At 71.4% G+C, this 25,045-nt stretch carries 21 protein-coding genes and 1 pseudogene; 13 read left to right on the top strand and 9 right to left on the bottom strand.

Annotation, left to right across the window (positions count from 1 at the left end):
• Positions 1-8 precede the first annotated feature (8 nt).
• Positions 9-290 carry a hypothetical protein gene (locus ACIRB1_RS15655; RefSeq protein ID WP_403465911.1) on the bottom strand — a complete coding sequence of 94 codons (282 nt, stop codon included), beginning with the start codon at positions 288-290 and terminating at the stop codon, positions 9-11.
• Here ACIRB1_RS15655 and ACIRB1_RS15650 point away from each other — a divergent pair.
• A pseudogene (locus tag ACIRB1_RS15650) lies at positions 289-674 on the top strand (sugar diacid recognition domain-containing protein). The gene ACIRB1_RS15655 and the pseudogene ACIRB1_RS15650 overlap by 2 nt on opposite strands.
• Positions 674-1,573: a PucR family transcriptional regulator gene (locus ACIRB1_RS15645; protein ID WP_403465910.1), complete on the top strand. Its 900-nt coding sequence runs from the start codon at positions 674-676 to the stop codon at positions 1,571-1,573. The pseudogene ACIRB1_RS15650 and the gene ACIRB1_RS15645 overlap by 1 nt, the downstream one beginning before the upstream one ends.
• Here ACIRB1_RS15645 and pepN read toward each other — a convergent pair.
• Positions 1,509-3,944 carry an aminopeptidase N gene (gene pepN, locus ACIRB1_RS15640; protein ID WP_403465909.1) on the bottom strand — a complete coding sequence of 812 codons (2,436 nt, stop codon included), beginning with the start codon at positions 3,942-3,944 and terminating at the stop codon, positions 1,509-1,511. The two genes, ACIRB1_RS15645 and pepN, sit on opposite strands and share 65 nt — an antisense overlap.
• 180 nt (positions 3,945-4,124) lie before the next feature.
• Entirely contained in the window at positions 4,125-4,796 is a 672-nt protein-coding gene (locus ACIRB1_RS15635; RefSeq protein WP_403465908.1) for an IclR family transcriptional regulator, read from the bottom strand.
• 284 nt (positions 4,797-5,080) lie between these two features.
• On the opposite strand from ACIRB1_RS15635, the gene ACIRB1_RS15630 reads away from it, so the two are divergent.
• Entirely contained in the window at positions 5,081-7,936 is a 2,856-nt protein-coding gene (locus ACIRB1_RS15630) for a BTAD domain-containing putative transcriptional regulator (protein ID WP_403465907.1), read from the top strand.
• A gap of 85 nt (positions 7,937-8,021) precedes the next feature.
• On the opposite strand, the gene ACIRB1_RS15625 is transcribed toward ACIRB1_RS15630, so the two are convergent.
• On the bottom strand, positions 8,022-8,573 hold the full coding sequence (locus tag ACIRB1_RS15625) for a CGNR zinc finger domain-containing protein (protein ID WP_403465906.1): 552 nt from the start codon (positions 8,571-8,573) through the stop codon (positions 8,022-8,024).
• A 106-nt stretch (positions 8,574-8,679) separates the two neighbouring features.
• Here ACIRB1_RS15625 and ACIRB1_RS15620 point away from each other — a divergent pair, with 106 nt between their 5' ends.
• From ACIRB1_RS15620 to ACIRB1_RS15605, 4 genes are all read left to right on the top strand, one after another.
• Complete coding sequence (locus tag ACIRB1_RS15620) at positions 8,680-9,879, top strand: MFS transporter (protein WP_352181599.1); 1,200 nt, start codon at positions 8,680-8,682, stop codon at positions 9,877-9,879.
• A 193-nt stretch (positions 9,880-10,072) separates the two neighbouring features.
• Positions 10,073-12,463: an excinuclease ABC subunit UvrA gene (locus tag ACIRB1_RS15615; RefSeq protein WP_352181600.1), complete on the top strand. Its 2,391-nt coding sequence runs from the start codon at positions 10,073-10,075 to the stop codon at positions 12,461-12,463.
• Between the two features lie 842 nt (positions 12,464-13,305).
• A complete protein-coding gene (locus ACIRB1_RS15610; RefSeq protein WP_352181601.1) occupies positions 13,306-14,163 on the top strand; it encodes an MHYT domain-containing protein in 858 nt (285 codons plus the stop codon).
• Between the two features lie 176 nt (positions 14,164-14,339).
• Positions 14,340-15,260, top strand: a complete 921-nt coding sequence (locus ACIRB1_RS15605; RefSeq protein ID WP_352181812.1) for a DUF5829 family protein — start codon at positions 14,340-14,342, stop codon at positions 15,258-15,260.
• Here ACIRB1_RS15605 and ACIRB1_RS15600 read toward each other — a convergent pair.
• Positions 15,244-16,077, bottom strand: a complete 834-nt coding sequence (locus ACIRB1_RS15600; protein ID WP_403465905.1) for a hypothetical protein — start codon at positions 16,075-16,077, stop codon at positions 15,244-15,246. The genes ACIRB1_RS15605 and ACIRB1_RS15600 overlap by 17 nt on opposite strands.
• Before the next feature lie 74 nt (positions 16,078-16,151).
• Here ACIRB1_RS15600 and ACIRB1_RS15595 point away from each other — a divergent pair, with 74 nt between their 5' ends.
• The 3 genes from ACIRB1_RS15595 to ACIRB1_RS15585 all read left to right on the top strand — a co-directional run bounded on the left by ACIRB1_RS15595 (position 16,152) and on the right by ACIRB1_RS15585 (position 18,918).
• Entirely contained in the window at positions 16,152-17,069 is a 918-nt protein-coding gene (locus tag ACIRB1_RS15595; RefSeq protein ID WP_403465904.1) for a PfkB family carbohydrate kinase, read from the top strand.
• Between the two features lie 55 nt (positions 17,070-17,124).
• On the top strand, positions 17,125-17,319 hold the full coding sequence (locus ACIRB1_RS15590) for a hypothetical protein (RefSeq protein ID WP_352181604.1): 195 nt from the start codon (positions 17,125-17,127) through the stop codon (positions 17,317-17,319).
• A gap of 132 nt (positions 17,320-17,451) precedes the next feature.
• Complete coding sequence (locus ACIRB1_RS15585) at positions 17,452-18,918, top strand: FAD-binding protein (RefSeq protein WP_352181605.1); 1,467 nt, start codon at positions 17,452-17,454, stop codon at positions 18,916-18,918.
• Positions 18,919-19,277: 359 nt separating this feature from the next.
• On the opposite strand, the gene ACIRB1_RS15580 is transcribed toward ACIRB1_RS15585, so the two are convergent.
• On the bottom strand, positions 19,278-19,589 hold the full coding sequence (locus ACIRB1_RS15580; protein WP_352181606.1) for a hypothetical protein: 312 nt from the start codon (positions 19,587-19,589) through the stop codon (positions 19,278-19,280).
• A 482-nt stretch (positions 19,590-20,071) separates the two neighbouring features.
• Between ACIRB1_RS15580 and ACIRB1_RS15575 the strand changes: the two genes are divergently transcribed.
• Together ACIRB1_RS15575 and ACIRB1_RS15570 are read left to right on the top strand one after the other, a co-directional pair.
• Complete coding sequence (locus ACIRB1_RS15575; protein WP_403465903.1) at positions 20,072-20,800, top strand: hypothetical protein; 729 nt, start codon at positions 20,072-20,074, stop codon at positions 20,798-20,800.
• Positions 20,801-21,093: 293 nt separating this feature from the next.
• Positions 21,094-21,540: a VOC family protein gene (locus tag ACIRB1_RS15570; protein WP_403465902.1), complete on the top strand. Its 447-nt coding sequence runs from the start codon at positions 21,094-21,096 to the stop codon at positions 21,538-21,540.
• A 100-nt stretch (positions 21,541-21,640) separates the two neighbouring features.
• On the opposite strand, the gene ACIRB1_RS15565 is transcribed toward ACIRB1_RS15570, so the two are convergent.
• A complete protein-coding gene (locus tag ACIRB1_RS15565) occupies positions 21,641-23,038 on the bottom strand; it encodes a DHA2 family efflux MFS transporter permease subunit (protein ID WP_403465901.1) in 1,398 nt (465 codons plus the stop codon).
• 250 nt (positions 23,039-23,288) lie between these two features.
• Here ACIRB1_RS15565 and ACIRB1_RS15560 point away from each other — a divergent pair, with 250 nt between their 5' ends.
• Positions 23,289-23,720, top strand: a complete 432-nt coding sequence (locus tag ACIRB1_RS15560; RefSeq protein ID WP_403465900.1) for a MarR family winged helix-turn-helix transcriptional regulator — start codon at positions 23,289-23,291, stop codon at positions 23,718-23,720.
• Positions 23,721-23,784: 64 nt separating this feature from the next.
• Here ACIRB1_RS15560 and ACIRB1_RS15555 read toward each other — a convergent pair whose 3' ends face one another.
• Positions 23,785-24,153 carry an NUDIX hydrolase gene (locus tag ACIRB1_RS15555; protein ID WP_352181608.1) on the bottom strand — a complete coding sequence of 123 codons (369 nt, stop codon included), beginning with the start codon at positions 24,151-24,153 and terminating at the stop codon, positions 23,785-23,787.
• 159 nt (positions 24,154-24,312) lie between these two features.
• Positions 24,313-24,864: a YciI family protein gene (locus tag ACIRB1_RS15550; protein WP_403465899.1), complete on the bottom strand. Its 552-nt coding sequence runs from the start codon at positions 24,862-24,864 to the stop codon at positions 24,313-24,315.
• Positions 24,865-25,045 lie beyond the last annotated feature (181 nt).

The raw sequence follows: 25,045 nt of genomic DNA, 5'->3' as shown, positions 1-25,045 counted from the left end.
GATGAGGCTCACCAGGTCGTCGGGGTCGTCGAACCAGCGGCCCGGATAGTGCGGCCGGCGAGTGCGACGGCGACGACGCGGCGCCAGTCGAGGCGGTTGTTGTTGCCGCTCAGCGCCATCGTGCCGCCGATGCGGGTGGTCGGGCCGATCGGCGAGGCGACGGCCCTGCGCTCACCGAAGCAGAGCGTGTGCCGGGGCGCCGGGTCGAGGTCGACGGAGAAGCTGTAGCCCTTCCCCGCCTGGAGCGGCAGGGGATTGCCGAGCGGGCCCAGCAGATCCGAGGAGCGCATGCCGGCATCCGGCTCGCCCGCGACGGGAGGAATCCCCGTGCTCAGACCGTCACTCGCCCAGGAGATCGCTGGGGACACCGCCGCCGTCATCGGCCTCAACGTGCTGATCACCGACGCGGAGGGCATGGTCATCGGCAGCGGGGACAGCAGTCGCGTCGGCAGCTTCCACGAGGCGCCGTCGATGTCGTCCGTACGAAGGAACCAGCCACGCACAGCGCCACCCAGGCCCAGCAACGGCGCGGTGTACGCCCCGGGGTGACCCTCCCGCTGATCACCAGCGGGCAGGCCGTGGGAACGGTCGGTATCACCGGCACACCCGCGCAGGTCCGCCGCTTCGGACTCTCGTCAAACGCCGGACGGAGATCCTCCTCCGGGAGTCCGTGATGCTGCGCTCCCGGCTGCTCGCCGAACGGGCCGCCGAGAGACTCCTCGCCGACATCGCGTCCTACGACCCCCAGGTCGTCGAGGGCGACTTCCTCGTGTTCCGCGCCGCCGAACTCGGCTTCGAGCTGCGCCTACAACGGGTCGCCGTCGCCTTCGAGGTGAGCGTGCCCCATCCGGTGCCCCGCCGCCAGGGCGGCACCCGGCCCCTGGGCATGCCCCTGGTCCGCTCCGAACGGTTGCGCACCGTGGGGGAGATCTTCGCCGACCCGCAGGACGTGGTCGCCTCCACCGCACCCGGCTGGATCGGCGTCCTGCACCGGCTCCCCGTCGGATGCTCCGCGACCTCCCTCGTAGCCGACTGCCGACGGGTCAGCGATCTCATCGCGGCCCAGGACGGGCTGGTCGCCCGTGCCGGGATCGGCGAGCCCGCCACCTCCGTCGGCGGGCTGCACGACTCCTACCAGGACGCGTGCGACGCCCTGCGGCTCGGCGCCCGGTTCGACGAGGCCGCGCCCGTCCACCTGATCACCGATCTGCGGGTCCACCAGGTGGTGACGGCGGTGAGCCAGGCGGCCCGCAACCGCCTGTTGGACCTCACCGCCACAGAACTGCGCGCCCAGCCGGACTGGCCGGCCCTCCGTGACACGGTGACCGCCTGGTGCGAGAGCGGGTTCAACCTCGTCCGTACCGCCGAGGCCCTGCACATCCACCGGAACACCGTGGTCTACCGGATGAACAAGATCGAGCAGATCACCGGCCGCTCCCTGCGGGAGTACCGGACGGCCATGACGCTCTATGTCGCGTGCCCGGCCGACCGGTTGAGTGAACAGCGCGTCAGGCCGAGGCGCCCCGGGCGCGGAGCATGCGGCTCACCTCGTCGGACTTCTCCAGGACCGTGAGGCGGACCACCGGGACCGCCTCCCTGGACACCTCGCGGGCCCGTTCGATGTACGTCGGGTCGATGCCGTACAGGGGGAAGAGCCGGCTCGTATAGCTCATCGCCAGGATCATGCCGCCCTGGTGGAACTTCGGGACCGCCTCCAGATACCGCTCGGCGTAGGGCGCGAGCAGCTCGTCCTGGCCGGGGCGCCAGAAGGCCGACGCCACCGGGGCGACCGAGGTGACGGGCACCGAGCGGTCCACGACCAGCCGCTGCCAGACCTCCGCCTTCGTCGCCGCGTCGGGCAACGCGGCCCGTACGACGAGGGCGTGGACCCAGGCGTCCGGATTCGGGTCACGGGCGAGCAGGAGGTCGGACTCCGCCGTGACGTCACCGCCCAGCTCGGCCTCGCGGATCAGCGCGCGCCAGCGCAGGTCCACGTCGTCGCCCGCCTGTTCGCGGAGCCAGGCGAGATCGTCCGCCGTCGTCGCCGTACGGGCCAGGCCGCGCAGCGCGACCCGACGGCGGCCGGGGTCCGCGGCGAGCTCGCGGCAGACCGCCGCCACCGCCGCAGACAGGCCGTCGCGCTCGGCGGACGGCGCCCACAGCTCCGCGATGTTCGCGGACAGGGTCAGATATGGCTCGATCACCGCGTCCGACGTCTCGGCCGCCAGCACCGAGGTCAGACACCGGCCGGCCTCCGCCGCCGTGGCCTCGCCGGTCGTCAGCATGTCCCACACGGTGGCCGCGGCCACGCCCCGCGAGATGGCCGAGGGCAGTTGGGCCGCCGTACGGAAGAGAGCGTCCCTGGTCGTGGGGTCCGGGCGGGTCGTCGCGAAGGTCAGGTCGTCGTCGTTGACCAGCAGGACGTCCGCGTCGGACGGGAGACCGGTGACGGTGGTGCGGGGTTCCGTCACCTCGACCCGCACCAGCGCCTCGCGTTCCAGCGCGTCGCCGTCCCTCCTGTACGCGCCGACCGCCAGCACCTGCGGACGCGGAGTCCCGGCGGCCACCAGCGTGAGCGTGTCGTCGTCGCGCTCCAGCGTGAAGCGGTCGGTGCCCGCCGTCGCCAGCCAGGCCGTGCGCCAGGCGTCCAGGTCGCGGCCACTGGCCTCCGACAGGGCGTCGATCAGGTCCTGGAGCGTGGTGTTGCCCCACGCGTGGCGGGCGAAGTAGGCGGCCATGCCGGTCTTGAACGGCTCTTCGCCGACGTACGTCTTGAGCTGCTGGAGGACGGACGCGCCCTTGGGGTACGTGATGTTGTCGAAGATCGACGCCGCCTGGGCGACATCGTGGATGGGCTGGTGGATCGGGTGCGAGGCGGGACCCTGGTCGGACAGGTACGCCCTGATCTTCCCGATCATGAGATGGCTCGCCCACGCGTCGGTGTGCCGGGTCGCGCGCTCGGCCGCCCAGTGGCAGGCGAACTCCGCGAACGCCTCGTTCAGCCACAGGTCGTCCCACCAGCGCATGGTGACGATGTTGCCGAACCACATGTGCGCCATCTCGTGCAGCAACACCCGTGCCAGCAGGCCCTGTTCGGCGGGGGTCGGCGCGGCCCGCTGGAGGAACGCGTCCGACCAGGTCACACAGCCGTAGTTCTCCATCGCCCCGCCGAACTCGGGCATGAAGACCTGGTCGTAGCGGCGCTGCGGGAACGGCATCGCGAAGACCTCGCCGTAGAAGGCGAGGCCCTGACCGGTCAGGGTGAAGATGTCGTCGGCGTCTCGCTCCAGGATCTCGGCGAGCGAACGGCGGGCGTACAGGCCCAAGTCGTAGCCGTCGGTCTCGCGGCGCACCTCGTGGAAGGGACCCGCGTTGATGACCGTGTTGTACACGGACAGCGGCGGGGTGTCGGGGAACGTCCAGCGGCGCCCGGACTCCACCGACTCCACGTGTGCGTCGCCGGAGTTGCTGGTGACGGTCCAGGCGGCCGGGGCCGTGACGGTGAAGGCGTGCGGGGCCTTGAGGTCCGGCTGGTCGAAGCACGCCCATACGTAGCGGGCCTCGTCCGGCTCGAAGCTCATCCACAGGTACACCTCGCCGTCGGCGGGGTCCGTCGCCTTGTGGACGCCCTCACCGGCGGTCGTGTCGGCCTGCACGCTCTCCACCCGCAGGAGATTCCGCTCGGCCAGGTCCGGGAGGTGGATCCGTCCGTCCTCGGCGGGGGCGAGGGCGACGCCGTTCAGCGTGGCGCTCAGTACCCGGGCCGCGCAGTCCACGAACGTCTCCGCGCCCGGTTCACGACACGTGAACGCCACGGTGGAGACCGCCCGGACCTCCGGACCGTCGGGCAGAGCGGTCAGGTCGACGTCCACGTCGTACCGCTCGACCGCGATCAGTTCGGCCCGGCGCTCGGCTTCGACGCGGGTCAGGCTTCGGATCCCCATGTGTACTCCCTCGGCAGACAGCGGCCGTCAGCCTACGGCGGAGAGCGTTGGGGAGTTCAGGGATTTTCCGGGGTGTCGCGGGACGGCGGCGCGGCCGGGCGCCCCTCCTCGCCCGGCCGCCGGACAGCGCGCCGCCCACCCCGTCGTACCGCCGCCCTCAACCGCCCCTGAAGCAGCCCCTCATCGCCCCCGCAACCCCGTGCTGATCACCCGCCCCGTCCGGCGCGCGGTCTCCGCGAGCCGCTCCAGGTGGTGGGCCGGATCGGTGAGGACGCACAGGGCGGCAACGGGGGTGCCGCGCACCCCGAGGAGCGGAACCGCCGCGCAGCACACGCCCGTCACCACTTCCTCCCGGTCGAAGGCGGCGCCGTGCTCGCGGATCGCCTCGGCGTGCCGGGACCAGGACGCGGGGAGCGGCCCCATCAGCGGTGCCGGTGCGGCCGTGGCGACCAGGACCTTGCCCGCCGCCGTGAACCACGGCCAGGTCATCCGGGTCCCCAGCGGCTCGGGCCGCTGGACGTCGTCGGGACACCACTCGACCATCAGCGTCTCGCCCTTCCACAGCACGGCGATCCCCACCGTCGTGCCGGTGAGCTGTGCCAGCCGGCGCATCGGTTCCCGCGCGGCGGCGCGCAGCCTCGGGTGCGGCTGCCAGGCGCGGCCGAGCTGGAACATCCGCGGGCCCACCCGGTAACTCCCGCCGCACCGCTCGACCGCGCCCAGGTCCGCCAGCTGCTCCAGCAGGCGGTAGGCGGTCGTCTTCGGCAGCCCGCAGTCGGCCGCCAGCCGGGTCGGGCCCGCCTCCACGGCCCGCTCCACCGCCTCCAACAGCGAGAATGCGCCCTCCAGCACGCTCCGTCCGCCGGCGTTCCCCGTGGCGGCCGGTAAGGTCTCCGGCCCCTGTACCGGCACCCGTGCCCCAGGTGCCATCACTCCTTGTGCGGTCACACGTCTCGCCCCCGTTTGCCTGTTGCGCAGCCGCCAGGCGACGGCCCTGCCGTGGTGCCCGGACGGGACGCGGTCGGCGCCCCCTCCGTTTCCCCAGCAGATTCGCACCGGTGTGTGACCGGAAACCTTGTCGAAGGCTTGTCGCGCCGCGTACACGTCTGTGGAAAAAAGGAGGAGGCTTTGTGTGTGTGGGGGAGGTGCACACCATGGTGGACGTGCAGTTGCTCGGGCCGGTGGAACTGTCGGCGGAGGGGCGCGCGGTGGAGGTCGGCCCGCCCCAACGCCGCACCGTGATGGCCGCGTTGGCCGTGGACGTCGGCCGGCCCGTCGCCGTCGACGTCGTCATCGAGCGGGTCTGGGGCCCGCGCGCCCCCGACGGCGCACGGGGCGCGGTGCACGCTCATGTTGCCCGCATCCGGCGGATGTGCGAGCAGGCCGCCGAGAGCGCGCGGGAACCCTTATTACTGGTGCGCCGTTCCGGCGGGTACCTGCTGGAGGCCCGCCAGGACCAGGTGGACGTGTACCGCTTCCGGCAGCTGGTCGACCAGGCGCGGGCGGCGGGCTCGGCCGAACCCGCACGAGCGGTGCTGCTGCGCGAGGCCCTCGGCCTCTGGCGCGGCGAACCGCTGTCCGGCCTGCACGGCGAGTGGGCGGCCCGCACGCGCGAGGCCTGGCGGCGCCAGCACCAGGACGCCGCCGTCGGCTGGGCCCGCGCGGAACTGCGGCACGGCGATCCCGCCGCCGTCATCGGCCCGTTGACCGGCCTCCTCGGCGAGTACCCGCTCGCCGAACCCCTCGCCGAGGCCCTGATGCGGGCCCTGCACGAGACCGGCCGCAGCGCCGAGGCCCTCGACTGCTACGCCGCCGTCCGCAAACGCCTCGCCGAGGAACTGGGCACGGACACTGGCCCGGCCCTGCGCCGGCTCCACCAGTCGATCCTGCGCGGCCACCCCTCCGAGTCGTCCCAGCGCCCCGAACCGGCCACGGCGTCACGCCGGCCCGGGCCACCGGCGGTTCCACGGGGGAGCGAACTGCCCGCACAACTCCCCATGGCCGTACGGGGATTCACCGGCCGCGACGGCGAACTCGCCCGCCTCGCCGCGATCCTGGCCTCGGCCGAAGGCGAATCCGCCGCCGTGGTCATCTCGGCGGTGTCGGGCATGGCGGGCGTCGGCAAGACCGCCCTCGCCGTGCACTGGGCACGGAAGGTGGAAAGCGCCTTCCCCGACGGACAGTTGTATGTGAACCTGCGCGGGTTCGACCCGCAGGGATCGGTGGTGCAGCCCACCGAGGCCGTACGCGGCTTCCTCGACGCGCTCGGAGTGCGGCCGGAGCGCGTGCCGCCCGGGCTGGAGGCACAAGTCGGCCTGTACCGCAGCTTGCTGACGGGGCGTCGGGTCATGGTCGTGCTCGACAACGCGCGGGACGAGGAGCAGGTCCGCCCGCTGCTGCCCGGCGCCGTCGGCTGCATGGCGCTGGTGACCAGCCGCAACCGGCTCACCGGACTGGCCGCGACCGAGGGCGCCCATCTCCTCGCCGTGGACCCGCTGACACCGGCCGCCGCACGGGCCGTCCTCGCCGAACGGCTCGGCGCGGGCCGGGTCGCGGCCGAACCGGCCGCCGTCGCCGACGTCGTCACCTGGTGCGCGGGACTGCCCCTCGCGCTGGCCGTGGTCTCGGCCCGCGCCGCCGCGCAACCGCACCGGCCGCTGGGCGCCCTCGCCGACGAACTCCGGGAAGCGGGCGGGCGGTTGGACGCCCTGGACGGAGGCGAGGAGTCCAGCCAGGTACGGGCGGTGTTCTCCTGGTCCTACAGCGCGCTCAGCCCCGCAGCCGCCCGGCTCTTCCGGCTGCTGGCACTGCACCCCGGACCCGACCTGGACCAGCGCGCGGCGGCGGCCCTGGCCGGAGTACCGCCCGAACGCGTCCGGCCGCTGCTCGCCGAACTGACCGGCGGCCACCTGCTCGTCGAGCAGGCCCCCGGCCGCTACGCCTTCCACGACCTGCTGCGCGTGTACGCCGCCGAACTCGTCACCACCTACGACGACCAGTGGGAACGCCGGTCCGCGCTGCGCCGGATGATGGACCACTACTTGCACTCCGCGCGGGCCGCCGACGTACTGGTCACCCCGCAGCCCAACCCGGTGGAGGCGCCCGCGCCCGGATCCGGCGCGAACCCGGTCGAGTTCGAGGACTACGGCCGGGCCCTGGCCTGGCTCGCCGCCGAGCACCCGGTGCTGCTGGAGATCGTGCGGCAGCCCCAGCCCGGCTTCGACGGCCATGTGTGGCGACTGGTCACCGTACTGACCACGTTCCTCGACCGGCACGGCTACTGGCAGGCGCTGCTGACCGCCGGGCACCAGGCGCTGGTGGCGGCCGAGCGAGAGGGTTCCCTGGCCGGTCGGGCGGGCGCCCACCGCGGCCTCGGCCTGGCCCTGGACCGGTTGAAGTGCCCGGAACCGGCCCGCGAGCACTACCTGCGGGCACTCGAACTCTTCGTCGCGGTCGGCAGCGACGCGGGCCAGGCCAGGACCCACCAGCACCTCTCACGGATGTCGGGGGCCCAGGGCAACTCCGGACTCGCCCTGGAACACGCCTACTTGAGCCTGGAGCACTACCGGGCGGCGGGCGACCGGGCGGGCCAGGCAGCGGCGTTGAACCACATCGGCTGGCGGCAGGCACACCTCGGCGACCACCTCCGGGCGCTCGGCCACTGCGAGCAGGCCCTCGAACTCGCCCGGGCGGCGGGCGACGTGGACGGACAGGCCCACATCTCCGACAGCCTCGGCTACATCCACCACCAACTGGGCGGCTACCAGCAGGCGGTCGACCGCTACCGGCAGGCGGCCCAGCTGTTCTACGCGACCGGCGAGCGGCACAGCGAGGCCGCCTGTCTGATCTGCCTCGGCGACAGCCACCGCAGCGCGGGACAGTCCGACGCGGCCCACGAGGTCTGGGCCCGCGCCCTCGCCCTGACCGCGGAACTCGGCCTGCCCGACGACGATCCCCTCCGCGCCGCGCTGCGGGACCGGAACGTGTCGTAGCGGCCGGGGCCCGCAACCCAGCTGCTGGGAGCGGGCGTTGACACCGTCATCGGCGCCGAGGATGCGCAGCGGCTCCCGCGGATCATCAAAGCGTCCTGCCGCGCAGTGTCTCCTTCTTGGCGCGGTTTCCGCAGGTGCCCATGGAGCACCAACGGCGGTTCCCGGGGCGGGAGGTGTCCAGGAACAGGGCGCCGCAGGTCGGGCCCGCGCACCTGCGGAGGCGGGTGAGCGACGGGGAGGTGACGAGGTCCAGGGCGTCGCGGGCGACGAGGGAGAGCGTGGCCCGGACGGGGTCGTCGGCGTGATGGGTGAGCTGCCCCGTCGAGGTGAGGCGCGGCACGGGGACGGTGTGCGCGGCGGCCGAGTTGACCCGGTCGCGGGAGTCCGCGTCGGGCGTCCGGCCCGCCCTCGCGTCGGTAATCAGGGTGTGGACGGCCTCCCGTAGGTCACGCGCGTTTACGGCATCGGGACGTCCGGTGGCGTCGGCGCAGGGGCCGCACTGCCGCACCCACGCCAACAGGGCCTCGGCGTCGGGGAGTTCCTCCACCACGTCGGGGGAGCCGCGGTGACGCAGGGTGCGGACGAAGTCCAGGCACAGGCGCCCGGCGCCCTGGCGGAAGCGGGGAGTCGCTGGCACGCGTCCACCCTACTCTCGTAGAACCGGTTTAACTGGTGCCGCGCAGGAGACTCGCCTGCTACCGTCCCCTGAACCAGTCAAACCGGTTCTCGCGTGAGGTGTGTCCGTGCCCCGCTGGGTGATCCTCGTCCTGTCCCTCGCCTGCGGTGTGGGCGTCTCGACCATCTACTTCCCGCAGGCGATCAGCTCGCTCGTCGCCGCCGACCTGGGTGTCTCCGCGGGCTCGGCGGCCCTCGTGGTGACCGCGGCCCAGTTCGGCTACGCGGCCGGCATCTTCCTGCTTGTGCCCCTCGGCGACCGGCTGCCGCACCGCCCCCTGATCGTCACCCTGCTCACGCTCACCGCCGCCGGACTGCTCGCCGCGAGCGCCGCGCCCTCGCTCCCGGTGCTCGTCGTCGCGAGCGCGGTCACCGGCGTGACGACCGTCGTGCCCCAGATCATCATCCCGATGGCGGCCGGACTCGTACCCGCCGAACGCCGCGGAGCCGTCACCGGCACCCTCCTCAGCGGGCTGATCGGCGGCATCCTCCTGGCCCGCACCTTCAGCGGCACCCTGGGCGAACGGCTCGGCTGGCGGGCGCCGTACCTCGTGGCCGCCGTGATCGTCCTGGCCCTGGCCGCGATCCTCTCCCGGGTCGTCCCAGACACCGAGCCGTCCACGCGCCTCGGTTACCCGTCCCTGATAGCCGCGCCCCTGAGCCTGCTGCGCACCGAACCCGACCTCCGCCGCTCCTGCCTCTACCAGGCCACCGTCTTCGCCGGCTTCAGCGCCGCCTGGACCACGCTCACCCTGCTCGTCACCGGGCCGACGTACGGCATGGGTGCCCAGGCGGTGGGCGTGCTCGGGCTGGTCGGTGCGGCCAGCATGTTCAGCACCCCGCTCGCCGGACGCCTTGCCGACCGCAGGGGCCCGGACCGGGTCAGCCTCCTCGCCATGCTCGGCGCGATCGCCTCGGCGGCGGTGCTCGTCCCGGCCTACGGTGGCGGCACCACCGGCCTGCTCGCCCTGGCCGGGGGCATGCTGCTGCTCGACGTGGCCGTCCAGTCCGGCCAGGTCGCCAACCAGGCCCGCATCTTCGCCCTGCGGCCCGAGGCCCGGGCCCGGATCAACACCGCCTACATGACCTGTGCGTTCCTCGGCGGCAGCACGGGTTCCTGGCTCGGCGTGCGCGCCTACGACGGGTTCGGCTGGCGGGGTGTGACGGGTCTGGTCGCCGCCCTGGCCGCGGTGGCGCTGGGCCGCCACGTGCATCATCTGCGCCGGGTGCGGCGGGGCGGCGCCCTGGCCGTTCCTCACGAGGCGTGACACGTCAGGTCGACCGGTCAGGATTCGAGAAGCGTGAGGTCACGCACCTCCTCTAGCGTGAGGGACGCGTACGGCACCGCGGCAGCGCGCCCCGGACCGGAAGCGGACGTACCGCTCGAAGCTTGATTAGATCGAGCCACGCGACGGCCGGCGAGAGACCTTCGGCGGTCCGGCACAACGGAGGGAAGGCACGATGAGCAAGGCCACCGAGACGGACACGCGGTCGTCCGCGCCGCACGCTGCCGACAGCCACGACCTGATCCGCGTGCACGGAGCGCGCGAGAACAATCTCAGGGACGTCAGCATCGAGATCCCGAAGCGTCGGCTGACGGTGTTCACCGGTGTCTCCGGCTCGGGCAAGAGCTCACTCGTGTTCGACACGATCGCCGCGGAGTCCCAGCGGCTGATCAACGAGACCTACAGCGCCTTCGTGCAGGGGTTCATGCCGACCCTCGCCCGCCCCGAGGTCGACGTCCTCGACGGGCTGACCACCGCGATCATCGTCGACCAGCAGCGGCTGGGCGCCGACCCCCGTTCCACCGTCGGCACCGCCACCGACGCCAACGCCATGCTCCGCATCCTCTTCAGCCGCCTCGGCAAGCCGCACATCGGCTCGCCCAAGGCGTTCTCCTTCAACGTCGCCTCCATCAGCGGCGCGGGCGCGGTCACCATGGAACGCGGCGGACAGAAGGTCAAGGAGCGCCGCAGCTTCAGCATCACCGGCGGCATGTGCCCGCGCTGCGAGGGCCGCGGCTCGGTCACCGACCTCGACCTCACCCAGCTCTTCGACGACTCCAAGTCCCTCGCCGAGGGCGCGATCACCGTCCCCGGGTACACCGGCGGCGGCTGGAACTCCCGCCTCTACATCGAATCCGGCTTCTTCGACCCGGAGAAGCCGATCCGCAAGTTCACCAAGAAGGAACTCCAGGACTTCCTCCACCGCGAGCCGACCCGGATGAAGATCGCGGGCATCAACATGACCTACGAGGGTCTGATCCCGCGCATCCAGAAGTCGATGCTCGCCAAGGACCGGGAGGGCATGCAGCCGCACATCCGCGAGTTCGTGGACCGTGCCGTCACCTTCACCGTCTGCCCCGAGTGCGACGGCACCCGCCTCAACGAGGGCGCCCGGTCCTCGAAGATCAAGCGGATCAGCATCGCCGACGCCTGCGCGATGCAGATCAGCGACCTGGCCGAGTGGGTCCGGGGTCTCGACGAACCGTCGGTCGCACCCCTGCTCGCCGCCCTGCAACAGGCACTCGACTCGTTCGTCGAGATCGGCCTCGGCTATCTCTCGCTGAACCGGCCGGCGGGCACGCTGTCCGGCGGTGAGGCGCAGCGCGTCAAGATGATCCGCCACCTCGGCTCCTCCCTCACCGACGTCACGTACGTCTTCGACGAGCCCACCATCGGACTGCACCCGCACGACATCCAGCGGATGAACGACCTGCTGCTGCGCCTGCGCGACAAGGGCAACACGGTGCTCGTCGTCGAGCACAAGCCGGAGACCATCGCGATCGCCGACCACGTCGTCGACCTCGGTCCCGGCGCCGGTACAGCTGGCGGCACCGTCTGCTTCGAAGGCACCGTCGAGGAACTCCGCACCGGCGGCACCATCACCGGCCGGCACTTCGACGACCGGGCGTCCCTCAAGGAGTCGACGCGCAAGCCCACCGGCGCGCTGGAGATCCGGGGCGCCGCGACCAACAACCTCCACGACGTCGACGTGGACATCCCGCTCGGGGTGCTCGTCGTCATCACCGGTGTCGCGGGCTCCGGGAAGAGTTCGCTGGTGCACGGGTCGATCCCGGCCGGGGAGAACGTGGTCTCCGTCGACCAGGGCGCCATTCGCGGCTCGCGCCGGAGCAACCCGGCGACGTACACCGGGCTCCTCGAACCCATCCGCAAGGCCTTCGCCAAGGCCAACGGCGTGAAGCCGGCCCTGTTCAGCGCCAACTCCGAGGGCGCGTGCCCCACCTGCAACGGCGCCGGGGTCATCTACACCGACCTCGCGATGATGGCCGGCGTGGCCACCACCTGCGAGGACTGCGAGGGGAAGCGGTTCGACGCGTCCGTGCTGGAGTACCGCTTCGGCGGCCGTGACATCAGCGAGGTGCTCGCGATGTCGGTGACCGAGGCCGAGGAGTTCTTCGGCACGGGCGAGGCGGCCACCCCGGCCGCGCACCGGATCCTGACCCGGCTCACCGACGTCGGCCTCGGCTACCTCAGCCTCGGCCAGCCCCTCACCACCCTCTCCGGCGGCGAACGCCAGCGCCTCAAGCTGGCCACCCACATGTCCGAGAAGGGCGGCGTCTACGTCCTCGACGAGCCCACCGCGGGACTCCACCTCGCCGATGTCGAGCAACTCCTCGGTCTGCTCGACCGGTTGGTCGACTCCGGCAAGTCGGTCATCGTCGTGGAACACCACCAGGCGGTCATGGCCCACGCCGACTGGATCATCGACCTCGGCCCCGGCGCCGGCCACGACGGCGGCAAAATCGTCTTCGAGGGGACGCCCGCCGACCTGGTCGAGGCCCGCTCCACACTCACCGGCGAGCACCTGGCGGCGTACGTCGGCGCCTGAGCGCCGCGGCCTCGGCGGAGGGTGGCGACCGCCGTGTCGTAGAGGACGCTCTCGGCGCGGTCCCACGACCAGCCCAACTCGACCACGAGCGTGCGCCACCCGGTAGGGCCGAACCAGTACCACAGGAGGTCACCGGTCTCCTCCGCCGAGCGGGACGGCGGGGGAGTCAGCGTGTGCAGCCGATGGGCGGCGGCGCGCAGCGCGTCCCGGTACGCGGCCGTCGCCCGCTCCCACAGCTCCTCGCCGCCCTCATGCACGGGCAGCGCCTTGCGGATCGCCTCGTGCACCGCGAACAGCGCGCACATCAGGCCACCCGGCGGCAGTGCCGGGCGCCCGAAAGGCCTTCGGGTGCCCGGAGATCGAGAAGTCCCGCCTCGCACGGCCGGGCCGTACCGGCGGCCGAACTCCCCATCCTGGTGGGCTTTGTGCGCACTGGTGACGATGTATCGATTCGGCTAACACCTATCCAGTTTGTGCAGGAAATGTGTGCGGCGCGTGATTGAATCATGCACAACTCGGCCTGGTGGCCGGATCTCGACCGTTCGGTTCCCCGTGTCCTGCGGAGTGTCAGCAGGATGTCCGCGCGATCACGCAGGTCCGTTCACCCGGCCGAGTCGGTACGAACGTGCGGCAGGGGCGGGGGTGGTCGATCCGCGCGCGACCCTGCCGTAGCGCACCCTGTGTCCCCGCACCCCTCCTGACCGGAGGCCCGAACACGGGCCCGTACCCGGCACGACCCGGCATCGCCGACGTCGGCCGGACGGGAGGGTGCGTCACGTCACCGTGCCGGCACACCGAGACCGCGGTGCCGCCCGCCGTCGCGCACGTGAAGGGAACACTCCATGACCGTCATCTCCGCCGAGCCGGCCACCGTCTCCGACTTCTACTACGGCGCGGTGACCCCCGTCGCCGCCTATCTGATGGCGTGTCTGGGGGCGGGCCTCGGTCTGCGCTGCACGACCCGTTCGCTGCGCCGCCCGCAGCACAGAGCCCGCTGGCTGGCGCTCGGCGCCGTGTCCATCGGCTGCGGGATATGGACCATGCACTTCGTCGCGATGATCGGCTTCAGCGTCCAGGGCGCGCTGGTCAACTACGACGGGACGAAGACGCTGCTGAGTCTCGTCGTGGCGATCGCGGTGGTCGCCGTAGGAGTGTTCCTCGTCGGCTACCGGGGCGGCTCGCCGCTGAACCTGGGCGTGGCGGGCACGGTCACCGGGCTCGGTGTCGCCGCCATGCACTACCTCGGGATGGCCGCCATCCACACGAACGGCACCCTCCACTACGACCCCACGACCGTGGCGCTCTCCGTGGTCATCGCCGTCGCGGCGGCCACCGCGGCTCTGTGGGCGGCGGTCTCCATCCACGCGCTCTGGGCAAGCCTCGGCGCGAGCCTGGTCATGGGGGTCGCCGTGACCGGCATGCACTACACCGGCATGGCCGCGGTCTCCGTCCACCTCACCAATGTGGCCGGTTCCTCACAGTCCTCGGCCGACCTGATCGCGTTCCTCCTGCTCATGCTCGCCGGCCCGCTCCTCGTGCTCCTCGTCGCCGCCGTCATCGTCATGTTCGACCCCGACATGATGCTCGGCGAGCAGGAGGGGCAGGACGCGGAGCCCGGGGCCGCCGCGCTGTTCGGCGGCGACTCGGTGTTCCCCCAGCGGGAGTCGGCCCAGCCCTCGCAGGGCAGCACCTCCTGGTGACCTGACGTCGGGAGACACGGCGAGCCCGCGAACCGCGGCACGGAACAAGCCTGTTGCCGCGCGGCCACCCCGACAAAGCGCCATGTGTCAAGCATTTCGGCCTCGTTCAGAAACAACGGCGGTCGCACTCGCCCCGCCCTACGATCCCGCACATGCTGATGCGCCGCGCACTACGGATGATCATCGTGCTCGCTGTGGCCCTCGCCGGAGCGATAGGGGGTGGGGTGGGGACGGCTCAGGCCAAGGGGAACCAGGACTCCACCGGTCGGGAGCTGCTGTTCTACAACCACTCCTACGGGGTCTTCGACCGGGAGACAGCCGACGCCATCGAACACTCCGACTATCTGCGGGAGTTCGCCAACTTCCAGGTCCGCACCACGAGCGGCTCCGGCGGTCAGACCTGGACCGGCCGCTACCTGATGGGCCGCGAGACCTACCTCGAACTGCTCGGGATCGGTGACGTGCCCGGCCAGGACGGCACCCTCGGCTCCGCCGGACTCGGCCTCTCGGTCGAGCGCGCCGGAGACCTGGCGACCGTCAAGGACCGGCTGAAGGACGAGGGCGTCGCCGAACCCATCGACTTCCTCCAGACCCGGGACTTCGGTGACGGCGTGCCCGTGCCCTGGTTCGACGCCGTCTTCACCACCAGTGAGTACGACGCCTTCGGGGCGTGGGGGATGGAGTACCGGCCGGAGTACTTCGCCGACCCACGCAGCAACACCGAGCCGCCGAGCTTCCCCGGTGACGTCGGCCGGGAGCGCTACCTCTCCGACGACTACCGCAACCACCTCATGCGCGACATCACCTCCGTCCGTATCGCGGTCACCGCGGGCGACCTCGCCGACACCGTGCCGCTGCTGCGCGCCGGCGGCTTCACCGTCCGCACCGTGACGGGCGGCGGCGTCGTCGCGCAGGGCGGCGGCACCACGATCCGCCTCGACGTCACCACCCGCGAACAGGCCGGCTACAGGGAGGTCGACATGTCGCTCAATCACCCCGTGAAGGAACGGCACGTCGAGCAGATCGGCAACTCGACCCTGACCGTCGGCCCCGGCAGCCACGCCGAGTGGACGTTTGCCGTCAACAGCACCAGCTGACCACCCGTCCGTACGGAGTGCGTGCGTCCCCTCGCCCCGCCGAGGGGACGCACGCACCCGCATGTCTGCTTCTACGAAGCTGAGTTGGGCCATGCCTGTGAGGTCTCGGGCGTTTCCGTCGGGGCGGTCGGCCGGTCGGCCGGTCGGCGGGCGACGGTCCGGTGTCGAGGTCGGGCTGGTGGCCGCCGCGCAGCGCCGAGGCGACCGCGGAGATCAGGGCCATGCCTGCGGCGACGCCGAAGACGATGGTCAGGCCGTGGTAGAACGGTCCGGGGACCAGCTCGGGGAAGAAGGTGTGCCCCGTCAGCACGGCCCGCTGGGCGGCGGAGACATGCTCAGCGGAGACATGCTCAAGGGTGCCGTCCGACGCCAGCAGGTGCTGGATGGGGTTGTTGCCGAGGAACGTGGCGAAGAGCGTGCTCGCAGGCGGCAGCGACGCGGCCCGCTCGGCGGCCCCGGTCGGCACGCCGTGTGCCTGGAGCCCCTGGCCGAGCGTGTGGGGCAGCGAGGACGCGAGCCCCGGCACGATCGGGGAGAAGCACACGCCGATGGACAGCGCGGTGCTCGAGTCCTGGAACGTGGACCGCATGCCCGAGGCGACACCACGGCACTCGCTCGGCACACTGCCCGTGATCGGCGACGTGTTCGGCGCCGAGACCATGCCCTGACCCAGCCCGTTGAGCAGCAGCAGCGCCGCGAACATCCCGTAGTCGAAGTCGATCGGCAGCGCGAGCAGCCCGGGAACTGCCCTGCCAGGGCGGTGACCTGGTTGACGCCGAGCGCCGTCGGCGCTGCCGGGCTCGGAAGGCGTGCTCAACCAATTGCTAGTAAATGGCGACGGGGGCGCTTCGTACACTGACCGCAGGTCCGAGCACGAGGAGGTGCTGGTGGATGGAACCGGCGGCGAGCGCACGTCCGCGAGGTCTGTTCGTCGGTCTGTGCACCCTGGACGTCATCCAGCGCGTGGACCACGCACCCGGTGCCAACGAGAAACTCACGGCCCTGGAGCAGGTGGTAGCCGCGGGTGGCCCGGCCGCGAACGCCGCCGTGACCTTCGCCCACCTGGGCGGCACACCCAGACTCCTGACCGCAATCGGCGCCCACCCATTGGGAGTCGGGGTGGCCGCTGACCTGGCCGCGCTGGGCGTGACCGTCTCCGACCTGGCCGCCGACTCGCCGTACCCGCCCGCCGTCTCCTCCGTCCTGGTGACCGCGTCCACCGGCGAACGAGCCGTCGCCTCGACCAACGCGACGGCACACCGGCTCACCCCGCCCGACGACCTCGACGCGCTGGTGACGGCCTGCGACCTCGTCGAGTTCGACGGCCACCACATGGCCCTGGCGGTAGCGGCGGCCCGCTCCGCGCGTGCCCTCGGCCGTAACACCCTTTTCGACGGCGGCAGTTGGAAGCCCGGCACCCAGGAGCTGCTGCCGTTCCTCGACGTGGCCGTCTGCTCGGCCGACTTCCACCCGCCGGGCACCACCTCCCCGACGGACACGCTGCGCTTCCTGCGGGAACACGGGGTCACCTGGGCGGCGGTGAGCGGGGGAGCCGACCCCATCATCTGGGCGGGCCCGGACGGCGAGGGCAGGGTCGACGTGCCGTCGGTGAGGGTGGCGGACACGGTGGGCGCGGGTGACGTGCTGCACGGGGCGCTCGCCCACCACCTCGCGGGGAGCCGCCCTACCTCGGAGGGCTTCGCCGAGGCACTGCGTGCGGCGGCAGCCGTGGCATCCCGGGCCTGCGCCTCGTTCGGCACCCGGGCGTGGATGAGGGAGAAGCCGCCCGGGTCGACGCGTCCGGCCTGAGAAGATCGTCAGGACCGTACGTGTCATCGGACCGTGCACACAGGAAGTGGGAAACGTGATCGTCGTATTGCTGGTCGGTGTCCTGGCGCTCGTCGCCGGAGGGTGTGCGTGTGTGGTGTGGGCCGAGCGCGGCGGGCCCCGCTGGGCCCGTGTCGTGGCGACGGTGACCCTCACCGCGAGCGAACTCCTGCGCGATTCCGCCAAGAAGCGGCGCCGGGGCCTGAACTCGGGCAGCCAGGGCGACGATTAGCACGGCGGGGGCCGCCGCGACACGTGCCGAACCGGTCGGGGAACATGCCGGGACGGAACCCGTTTTTTTGCCCCAACGTGCCTAGACTGAGCCGTCGTTGATCGTTTCACCGGACGGTCTCAGGAGGACCACATGTCCCGCACCCCGTCTCGACGCACCGCTCTGCGCGGCCTGGTCGCAGGCTCAGCCGTGGTGATCGGCTTCGACCCCTTCACCCGGAGCTGGGCGGTGACGGACTCCGGCCGGCCGTTCAGCGCCGTTCCCCGGCTGGACGGGACGCTCCTCACCGACGACGCCTCCCTCAGCGCCGACGCCGACGACTTCGGACACATCGTGCACCGCCGTCCGGCCGCCGTACTGCGCCCCGGTTCCGTACGGGACGTCGTCGCGATGGTGCGGTTCTGCAACCAGCACGGACTTCCCCTGGCCCCGCGCGGACAGGGCCACGGTACCAACGGACAGGCACAGGTCGAGGGCGGCTTGATCATCGAGACCGGCCCGCTCTCCTCCATCGGCCCGGTACGGACGGGGAGTTCACACGTCACGGTCGGCGCGGGGGCCAAGTGGAGCGACGTCGCCAAGGCGGCCATCGCCCACGGACTCACCCCGCCCGTCTTCACCGACTACCTCGAACTCTCCGTCGGCGGCACTCTGTCCGTCGGCGGTCTGGGCGGCCAGAGCCACCAGCGAGGCGCCCAGGTCGACAACGTGGTGGAACTCGAAGTCGTCACCGGCGCAGGGGAGTTGCTCCGCTGCTCTCCGACCCGCCACCCCGACCTCTTCCACGCCGTGCTCGCCGGCCTCGGCCAGTGCGCGGTGATCGTCGGCGCCACCCTGCGCCTGGTCCCGGCCCCGGAGACCGTACGCCACTACCTCCTGCCGTACGGCGACCTCCAGACCTTCCTCGAAGACCAGCAACTCCTCGCCACCGAGGGGCGTTTCGCCTACCTCGAAGGACAGGTCAGCGCCGACACCACCGGGGCCTTCAACCAGTTCGCGATCGAGGCCGTCGCCTACGGGCCCCCGGTGGGGGACACCCCCGACGACACCGTCCTCCTGCGGGGCCTGCGGTACGAGGCGTCCGGTGCGCAGATCACCGACCTCAGCTACTACGACTTCCTCGACCGGCTCGCCCCTTCCGTCGCCGCCCTCAAGGAAGCGGGCCTGTGGGCCTACGCGCACCCCTGGCTCAACCTGGTCCTGCCCGGCCGCAGCACCGCCGACGTGGCAGGCACCCTGCTGGACGCCCTCACCCCGGCCGACCTCGGACCCGGCGTCGTCCTCCTCTACCCCCTGCTGCGCGAGCACCTGCACACCCCGCTGCTGCGCATGCCCGACGACCCGGTGCCCTACCTGTTCGCCGTCCTGCGGACCACCCCGCCCGAGGACACCGCGACGGTACGACGCCTGCTGGACGCCAACCGGTCCGCGTACGAGAAGGTCCAGGCGGTCGGCGGCACGCAGTACCCGGTCGGCTCCGTCCCGTTCCGACACACCGACTGGAAGCGGCACTTCGGGCCGGTCTGGAAGCGGTTCGCCGAGGCTAGGAAGACGTACGACCCGAGGGGCATCCTGGTGCCCGGGCAGGGCATCTTCTGATCGCAGCCGGTCGCCTCCGGCCGGGTCCTGGTCGGGCGGCAGCTCGGCCGGCGAGTCCCGGAGCGGGGCGCGGGGGGCTCCGCCCAGCTTCGGGAAGAGCGGGCGCGGAAGGGCAGCGATCGTGCTGGCGGGAGGAGAGGGCTGAGTCCTCAACTCCAGTAGTGCCGAATCGGTTTCGGCCGTCGTGTGCAGAGGGGCCGTGGCCGACTGTCTTGGCGGCCCCTCTTCTCTTCTTCTGGTTGGCGTCTTGATTCCTCTGACACAAGGTCCGCTCGGCTGCTTGAGTGCGAGCCACCTCAGGCGTCCAACTCGTCAAGCGGCAGCGGGTCGCGGTCTGGCCAAGACGAACAAGCCGGTGCTCAGACGCTGGCGAGGGCGGAGAGGAGCGTGTCGGCGCGGAGCTGAAGCTCGGGTGTCTCCGCTCCTGTGACCCTGATCGACATCTCCTCTCCGCCGACTGCGCGGGCGAGGGCGACTTCCAAAGCGGCGAGTGTGCCGACGAGGGGATACGAGTACCAGCCGTCGGGTGCCTCGTCGTCGGTGCCCTGAACGCCGGCTTCGACGGTTTTCCAGTCGGTTTCGTCGAAGGTGTATCCGGCGTAGCGAGACAGCAGTTCAAGAAAGGCGCGCAGGTTGCGGCCCCAGATCCATCCGGCGATCGGCTCGGTCACGTGTTCCCCGTCCCTGTGAGAGCGACAGCATGGCAGACGTGGTCTGTCGTCAGATTCCGATGGCGAGCTCGGCTGGGAAGGCGGTCTGTTCGTCGGACAGCTTGCGGTGCTGGAGGCAGTGGTAGAGCTGGCCGAGCACGGTGGAAGAGGTTGCTCTGGGCGGTGGCGTGCCCGTCTCCATGGTTGTCGCGGCGTCGCCGGTAATGGGTCTTCGCGCCTGGTAGGCGCCGAGACGCGCTCGGTCTCGTACGAGGTGTCTTTCGCCCCGCTCACAAGAGGCATGCTCTCGGCACCCGCCCGGCCGCCACCACGACGAACACCAAAACCGCCCGCCGATCTACGGGAAGGCCAGGCGGGCTCGGATGTACGAAGGCATGATGGCCCTGCTGTTCGAACGGTCCGGCTTGCTCTTGACTGGCCTGGGTCGGCATTGCATGGGGATCAGGCTCACTGGGGACCTGACGACAGGGGGAGTTCAAGGCATGGCGACTGATGCCCACGAGGGACCGGAGCTGGAACCGGAACCGGAAGAAGCGGCACGTGGGCAGCAGGTCCTCGACCTCCTGAACAAGGCGATCGACCTCCAGAGCCCGCTGGTGCGCAAGAACATCGCCCGGGCCCGTCAGCGGAACGCCGAGGCGACACCCGCACAGGTGATCCGCAGTCTGGAGCGGATGTACATCAGCGCCCTGAGCAGCACCGGTGCCGCGGTGGGAGCGACCGCCGCCGCGCCCGGCGTCGGCACGGGAGTCGCTCTGGCACTGTCGGCGGGCGAGGTGTTCTCGTCACTCGAACTGAGCGCCCTCTTCGCGCTGTCTATAGCCGAGGTCCACGGCGTCCCCATCGACGAGATCGAGCGCCGCCGGACGATCGTGATGGGCATCATGCTCGGCGGTTCCGGCTCCGCCACCGTCACCAAGGTCGCCGAGCGGACGGGGCAGCACTGGGGACGCCAGATCGTCGCCAAGGTGCCGGTCGAGACTCTGCGTCAGATCAACAAGGTCCTGGGGAGGAACTTCGTCGTGAAGTACGGGACCAAGCAGGGCATCATCGTGCTCGGCCGCGTGGCCCCCTTCGGTATCGGCGCGGTGATCGGCGGCGGGGCCAACGCCGCCATTGGCGCGCTGAGTGTCAGGGCCGGCCGTCGCGCGTTCGGCCCGCCTCCGGCGGCGTGGCCGGAGTTGACGCAGGGCACGCCGCCGACGTCGTAGAACTCGCGTGACTGACCCTCGGTGACACAGACTCCTGCATCTCACGAGCGAGCCCCAGAAGATCAGGTCCGATGTTTGGCGGGCTCATCCCGCGGGTCCCTTCCGTTGCCTCGCTGGTGGCTTCCCGGTTCTGCGGCGGGGGCGTGGCCAGGCGGGATGGCTTGCGGGCACGGGAGTGGTGTCCAGGACCGGAGCTGCCCTAGATGGGGGCTAGCGTCATCACCGCGTTGAGGCACACGCACCCCGGGAGGCAGTCAGATGTCCGCCAAGCCGGTCCCCGGGGCTGCCACACCGTGACGCCGTGGATCATCTCGCGCGACACGGTGCGGCTCATCGACTACATGAAGAGGGTCCTCGGTGCGGTGGAGCTTGCCTGCCTCGCGGGCAAGGACGGGGTCATCGAGCATGCGGAGATACGGATTGGCGACTCGGTGGTGATGATGCTCGACGCGATGCCGGAGCGGCCGCCGACCCCTGGCTTCCTCCGCCTTTTCGGCGAGGACGCCGACAGGGTGCATCAGCGGGCCGTTACGGCCGGCGGCACCTCCGTCACGGAGGTCACGCACCTGTTCTTCGGAGACCGGGTCGGGCGAGCACGCGATCCGCTGGGCACCCTGTACTGGATCCAGACCTGTGTGGAGGATCTGAGCCCGCAGGAAGTGGAACACCGCCTGGGTGAACCGGAGTTCACCAAGGCCATGGAGTACGTCCAGAGCGCCGACTTCTTCCCCGCCCGATAATCCGCCCTCGGTTGACGTCCGGAGCCACAAGACCGGCGCCCCTGTCATGTGGTCGGCTGGTCGCCGTCGATCACTGAACACATCGGACTCGCTCATTCGTCTAGTGCGCCTCCTCGTGCCGCAGCCGTGCCGGAGCCGTGCCGCCGGACGCCGTGGTGCCGCGGGCGGCGGCGGTGCGGGCCGGGCCGTCGGGGAGGGTGAAGGCGAAGACGGCGGTCGCCGCGGCGAGGGCGGCCAGGGCGAGGTAGGCGTGCTGGTAGGCGGTGATCGGGGGATGGGCCGCGGCTGCCGACGGGGTGCTCAGGACCAGGGCCGTGGTCACCGCCGCCGGGGCGAAGGCACCCCCGGTCTGCCGTACGACCGTGTTGAGCATGGAAGCCTGGGCCAGGTCCTTGCGGGAGACGGTCGCCAGCGAGGCCACCGTGGTCGGCATGAACACCCCGCCCATGCCGACGCCGAGCAGGAACATGTAGGCACGGAAGGTCCACAGGCCCGTGTCCTGGTCGCAGGTGGCGAAGAGCAGCAGGACCCCGCTCACCATGGCCAGGCCGCTGCCGATGATGATCCGGGGGCCGACCCTGGAGTAGAGGATGCCGGCGACCTGGACGGTGAGCAGGACACCGAACGCTTCGGGGAAGGTACTGGTGCCCGACTCCAGCGCCGAACGGCCCTGCCCCTGCTGGAGGAAGAGCGGCCCGAGGTACATCGCGCCGAGGATCGGCACCAGGCCCACCAGGTTGATCAGGTTGGTGTCCCGGAAGAGCCGGTCCGCGAAGAGCCGCAGCTTCAACAGCGGCTCGGACACCCGGAGTTCGAAGATGACGGCGGCGGCGAGCAGTACCGCGCCGAGCTCGAGGGCCGTGACGACGGAGGGCGAGGACCAGCCGCGGTTAGGGCCCTCGCAGACACCGAACATCACCGCACCCAGAGCCGCCGCGCTCAACAGCAGCCCGGTCAGGTCGAAGCGGCCGGGCCGGTGCCCGCGGTGCCCGGCCAGGAACAGCGCCCCGAACACCACGGCGGGCAGGCCGAGCGGCAGGTTGACGTAGAACACCCAACGCCAGGACAGGTTGTCCACCAGCAGGCCGCCGAGGATGGGCGCGGCGGCCGGGGCTATCTGCTGCGGGATGATCATGTACCGCGAAATCCGCACCTGCTCCCAGGAGTTGAAGGTGCTGAAGAGCAGCGAGGACGCGGCGGGGAAGAGCAGTCCGGCGGACAGGCCCTGCACCGCGCGTGCGGCGACGAGCTGGCCGAGGTCGGCCGCCGCGCCGCACAGCAGCGACGAGCCGAGGAAGGCGCCGAGGGCGGTGAGCAGGACCCGCTTGGCGCCGAAGCGTTCGACCAGCCAGGCGGAGGCGGGGATCGCCATGGCCAGGCAGACCGGGTAGACCACGACCACCCCGTCCAGGGCGGCCGTCGTCAGCCCGAACTGGCGGGCGATCGACGGGAGCGCCACGGTCGTGATCGCCCCGTCGACGATCGCGATGAACGTCACGCAGACACACATGACGGGGACGACCAACCGCTGGCCGGGGCGGATGCGTTGAAGACCTCGGGGACTCTCAGGGTCTCGGAGGTCTCGGAGGTCTCGGGGGTCTCGGAGGGTTCGAGAGCGACGGCGGAGGGCGAGGGGGACGGGACGGCGTCGGAACGGCTGCACATGCTGAGCATACTCACTATGTGAGTGCTCATTGCTCCCGGCCGGGACTCGTACAATCGGCCCTCACCACGGAACGGGGAACGCCATGGCAGTGCACGGCAGCAGCGACATCCTGGTCGACGAGCTCTACGAGACGACGCACCAGCTACGGCAGTTCGTCGAGACCCGGCTGCGCGCGAACGGTGCCTCGGTCGCCCGGCTGCGCGCCCTGCGTATGCTCGCGCGGACCGAACAGCCGCTGCGCATGCGGGACTTGAGCGAAATGACCGGCGTCGCGGCACGGACCGCGACCAGCATCGTCGACAGCCTCGAACGCGACGGCCTGGTGGAACGCGTACGCCATCCCCACGACCGCCGCGCGTTCCTCCTCCGCCTCACCGACAAGGGCCGCGACTGCCACCGCGAGGCCGAGGAGGTCGACGGCCTCGCCCTCGCGGAGGCGACGGCGGAACTGGACACCGAGGACCGCGCCCAACTCCGGACCCTGCTGGCGCGCATCCGAAAGGCGACGGCCTGAGAACCGCACCAAACGGCGGTGCCGCAGCACCCAACGGGGGTGCCGCACGAGGGAACCGGGCCTCCTACACCGGCGAATGCCCCTCCAGGTACGTCCGCACGGGCGCCGGCAACCCGGCCGCGATGGCCTCGGCGAACGGCACCCAGCGGAGTTGCCCCGCCGTGAACTGAGCCTCCCCCGACGGGTCCTCGCTCAGCAGATGACACACCACGGCCGATCGCCCCGCCCCGTCCGACTCCAGCAGGCTGGACCCGTCCACGAGGAACCCGGTGAGTTCGTACACCGCGCGCGCGGCGGTGGCCTGCGCGGTCTCGGCGTCCTCGGGGACCCCGGACGGCAGACCCCAGCCGCCCTGCCCGTCCACCAGCAGCACGTGACCGTCGTTCACGACGACCGCATCCACCACGTCCCCGCCGACCTGCTCCAACGCCATGACCCGACCGTCCCTTCCCGCACGGCGCGACCATCCGTCGGGCCGCGTCCGAGCCGGTTTCCTACCCGAGGTGGGGCAGTTCACGCGGTAGGGAGGCGCCGTGACGGGTCGAGGGGTCTGTACCTGTGACGGCGGCGTGCACATCAGGTGTGTTTCGTATCAGCTGGGCCTGCCGCCGAACTGCCAGGTGTGCACCTCGACGTCGGCATACCGATCCCGGGTCAGTACGTCGCCTGCCGACTCCGGATCAGGCGCCCGGAGCAGCGCCGCCGTTCCCAGCCAGGTGTCACCGTCGTCGGACGACAGCGGTCCGTAGGCGATGAGTCGGTCCTGGTCGGGCGGCAACTCCAGGTCCACGGCCTGCCCGGTGCCGAGGCCGAGCACCAGGTACCGGTTGCCGCCGGTCCGGCCGCCGGGGAAGTCCCACATGGTGCGGCCCAGGGTGTTGCGCCAGCGGCGCAGCAGTACGTCGCGGTAGACGCCGGCCTGGTAGTTCGGCTCGTCGAAGGCGAACGCGCGGGCGGCGGCCGGATCGGGGAGATCGAGGATGTGCACGCTTCCGGTGGGGGTGTCGCCGTCGTCCGCGAGCGTCGGGCCCCGGGCGACCATCTCCTTCGCGTACCGGTCCATGTAGGACCAGTGCTCTTCGATCAGGTCGTCGCGCAGGGCGAGGGAGCCGGGCCGGTCGCGGTGGTAGCAGAGGAACTCCATGCGCAGAGGATCTCCTGCCGGGAGTCGTCGGGGCGAGCGGATTCTCCGGTGATCGGACCACCGATCGGGCCGCCAGGGGGGAGGGGCAGCGGCCCGATCGAAGGCACCGGTCAAGGTGTGTGGCTTGATCGCAGGCCACCGGCCGGGGGTGTGGCCCGGCTGTGTGGCCTGAGCGGAGGCG

It is taken from the genome of Streptomyces sp. NPDC096013 (genome assembly GCF_044763565.1).
Classification (GTDB): Bacteria; Actinomycetota; Actinomycetes; order Streptomycetales; family Streptomycetaceae; genus Streptomyces.
Note: the sequence above shows the minus strand (reverse complement) of the source record. Positions and strands in the feature narration are given on the sequence as shown.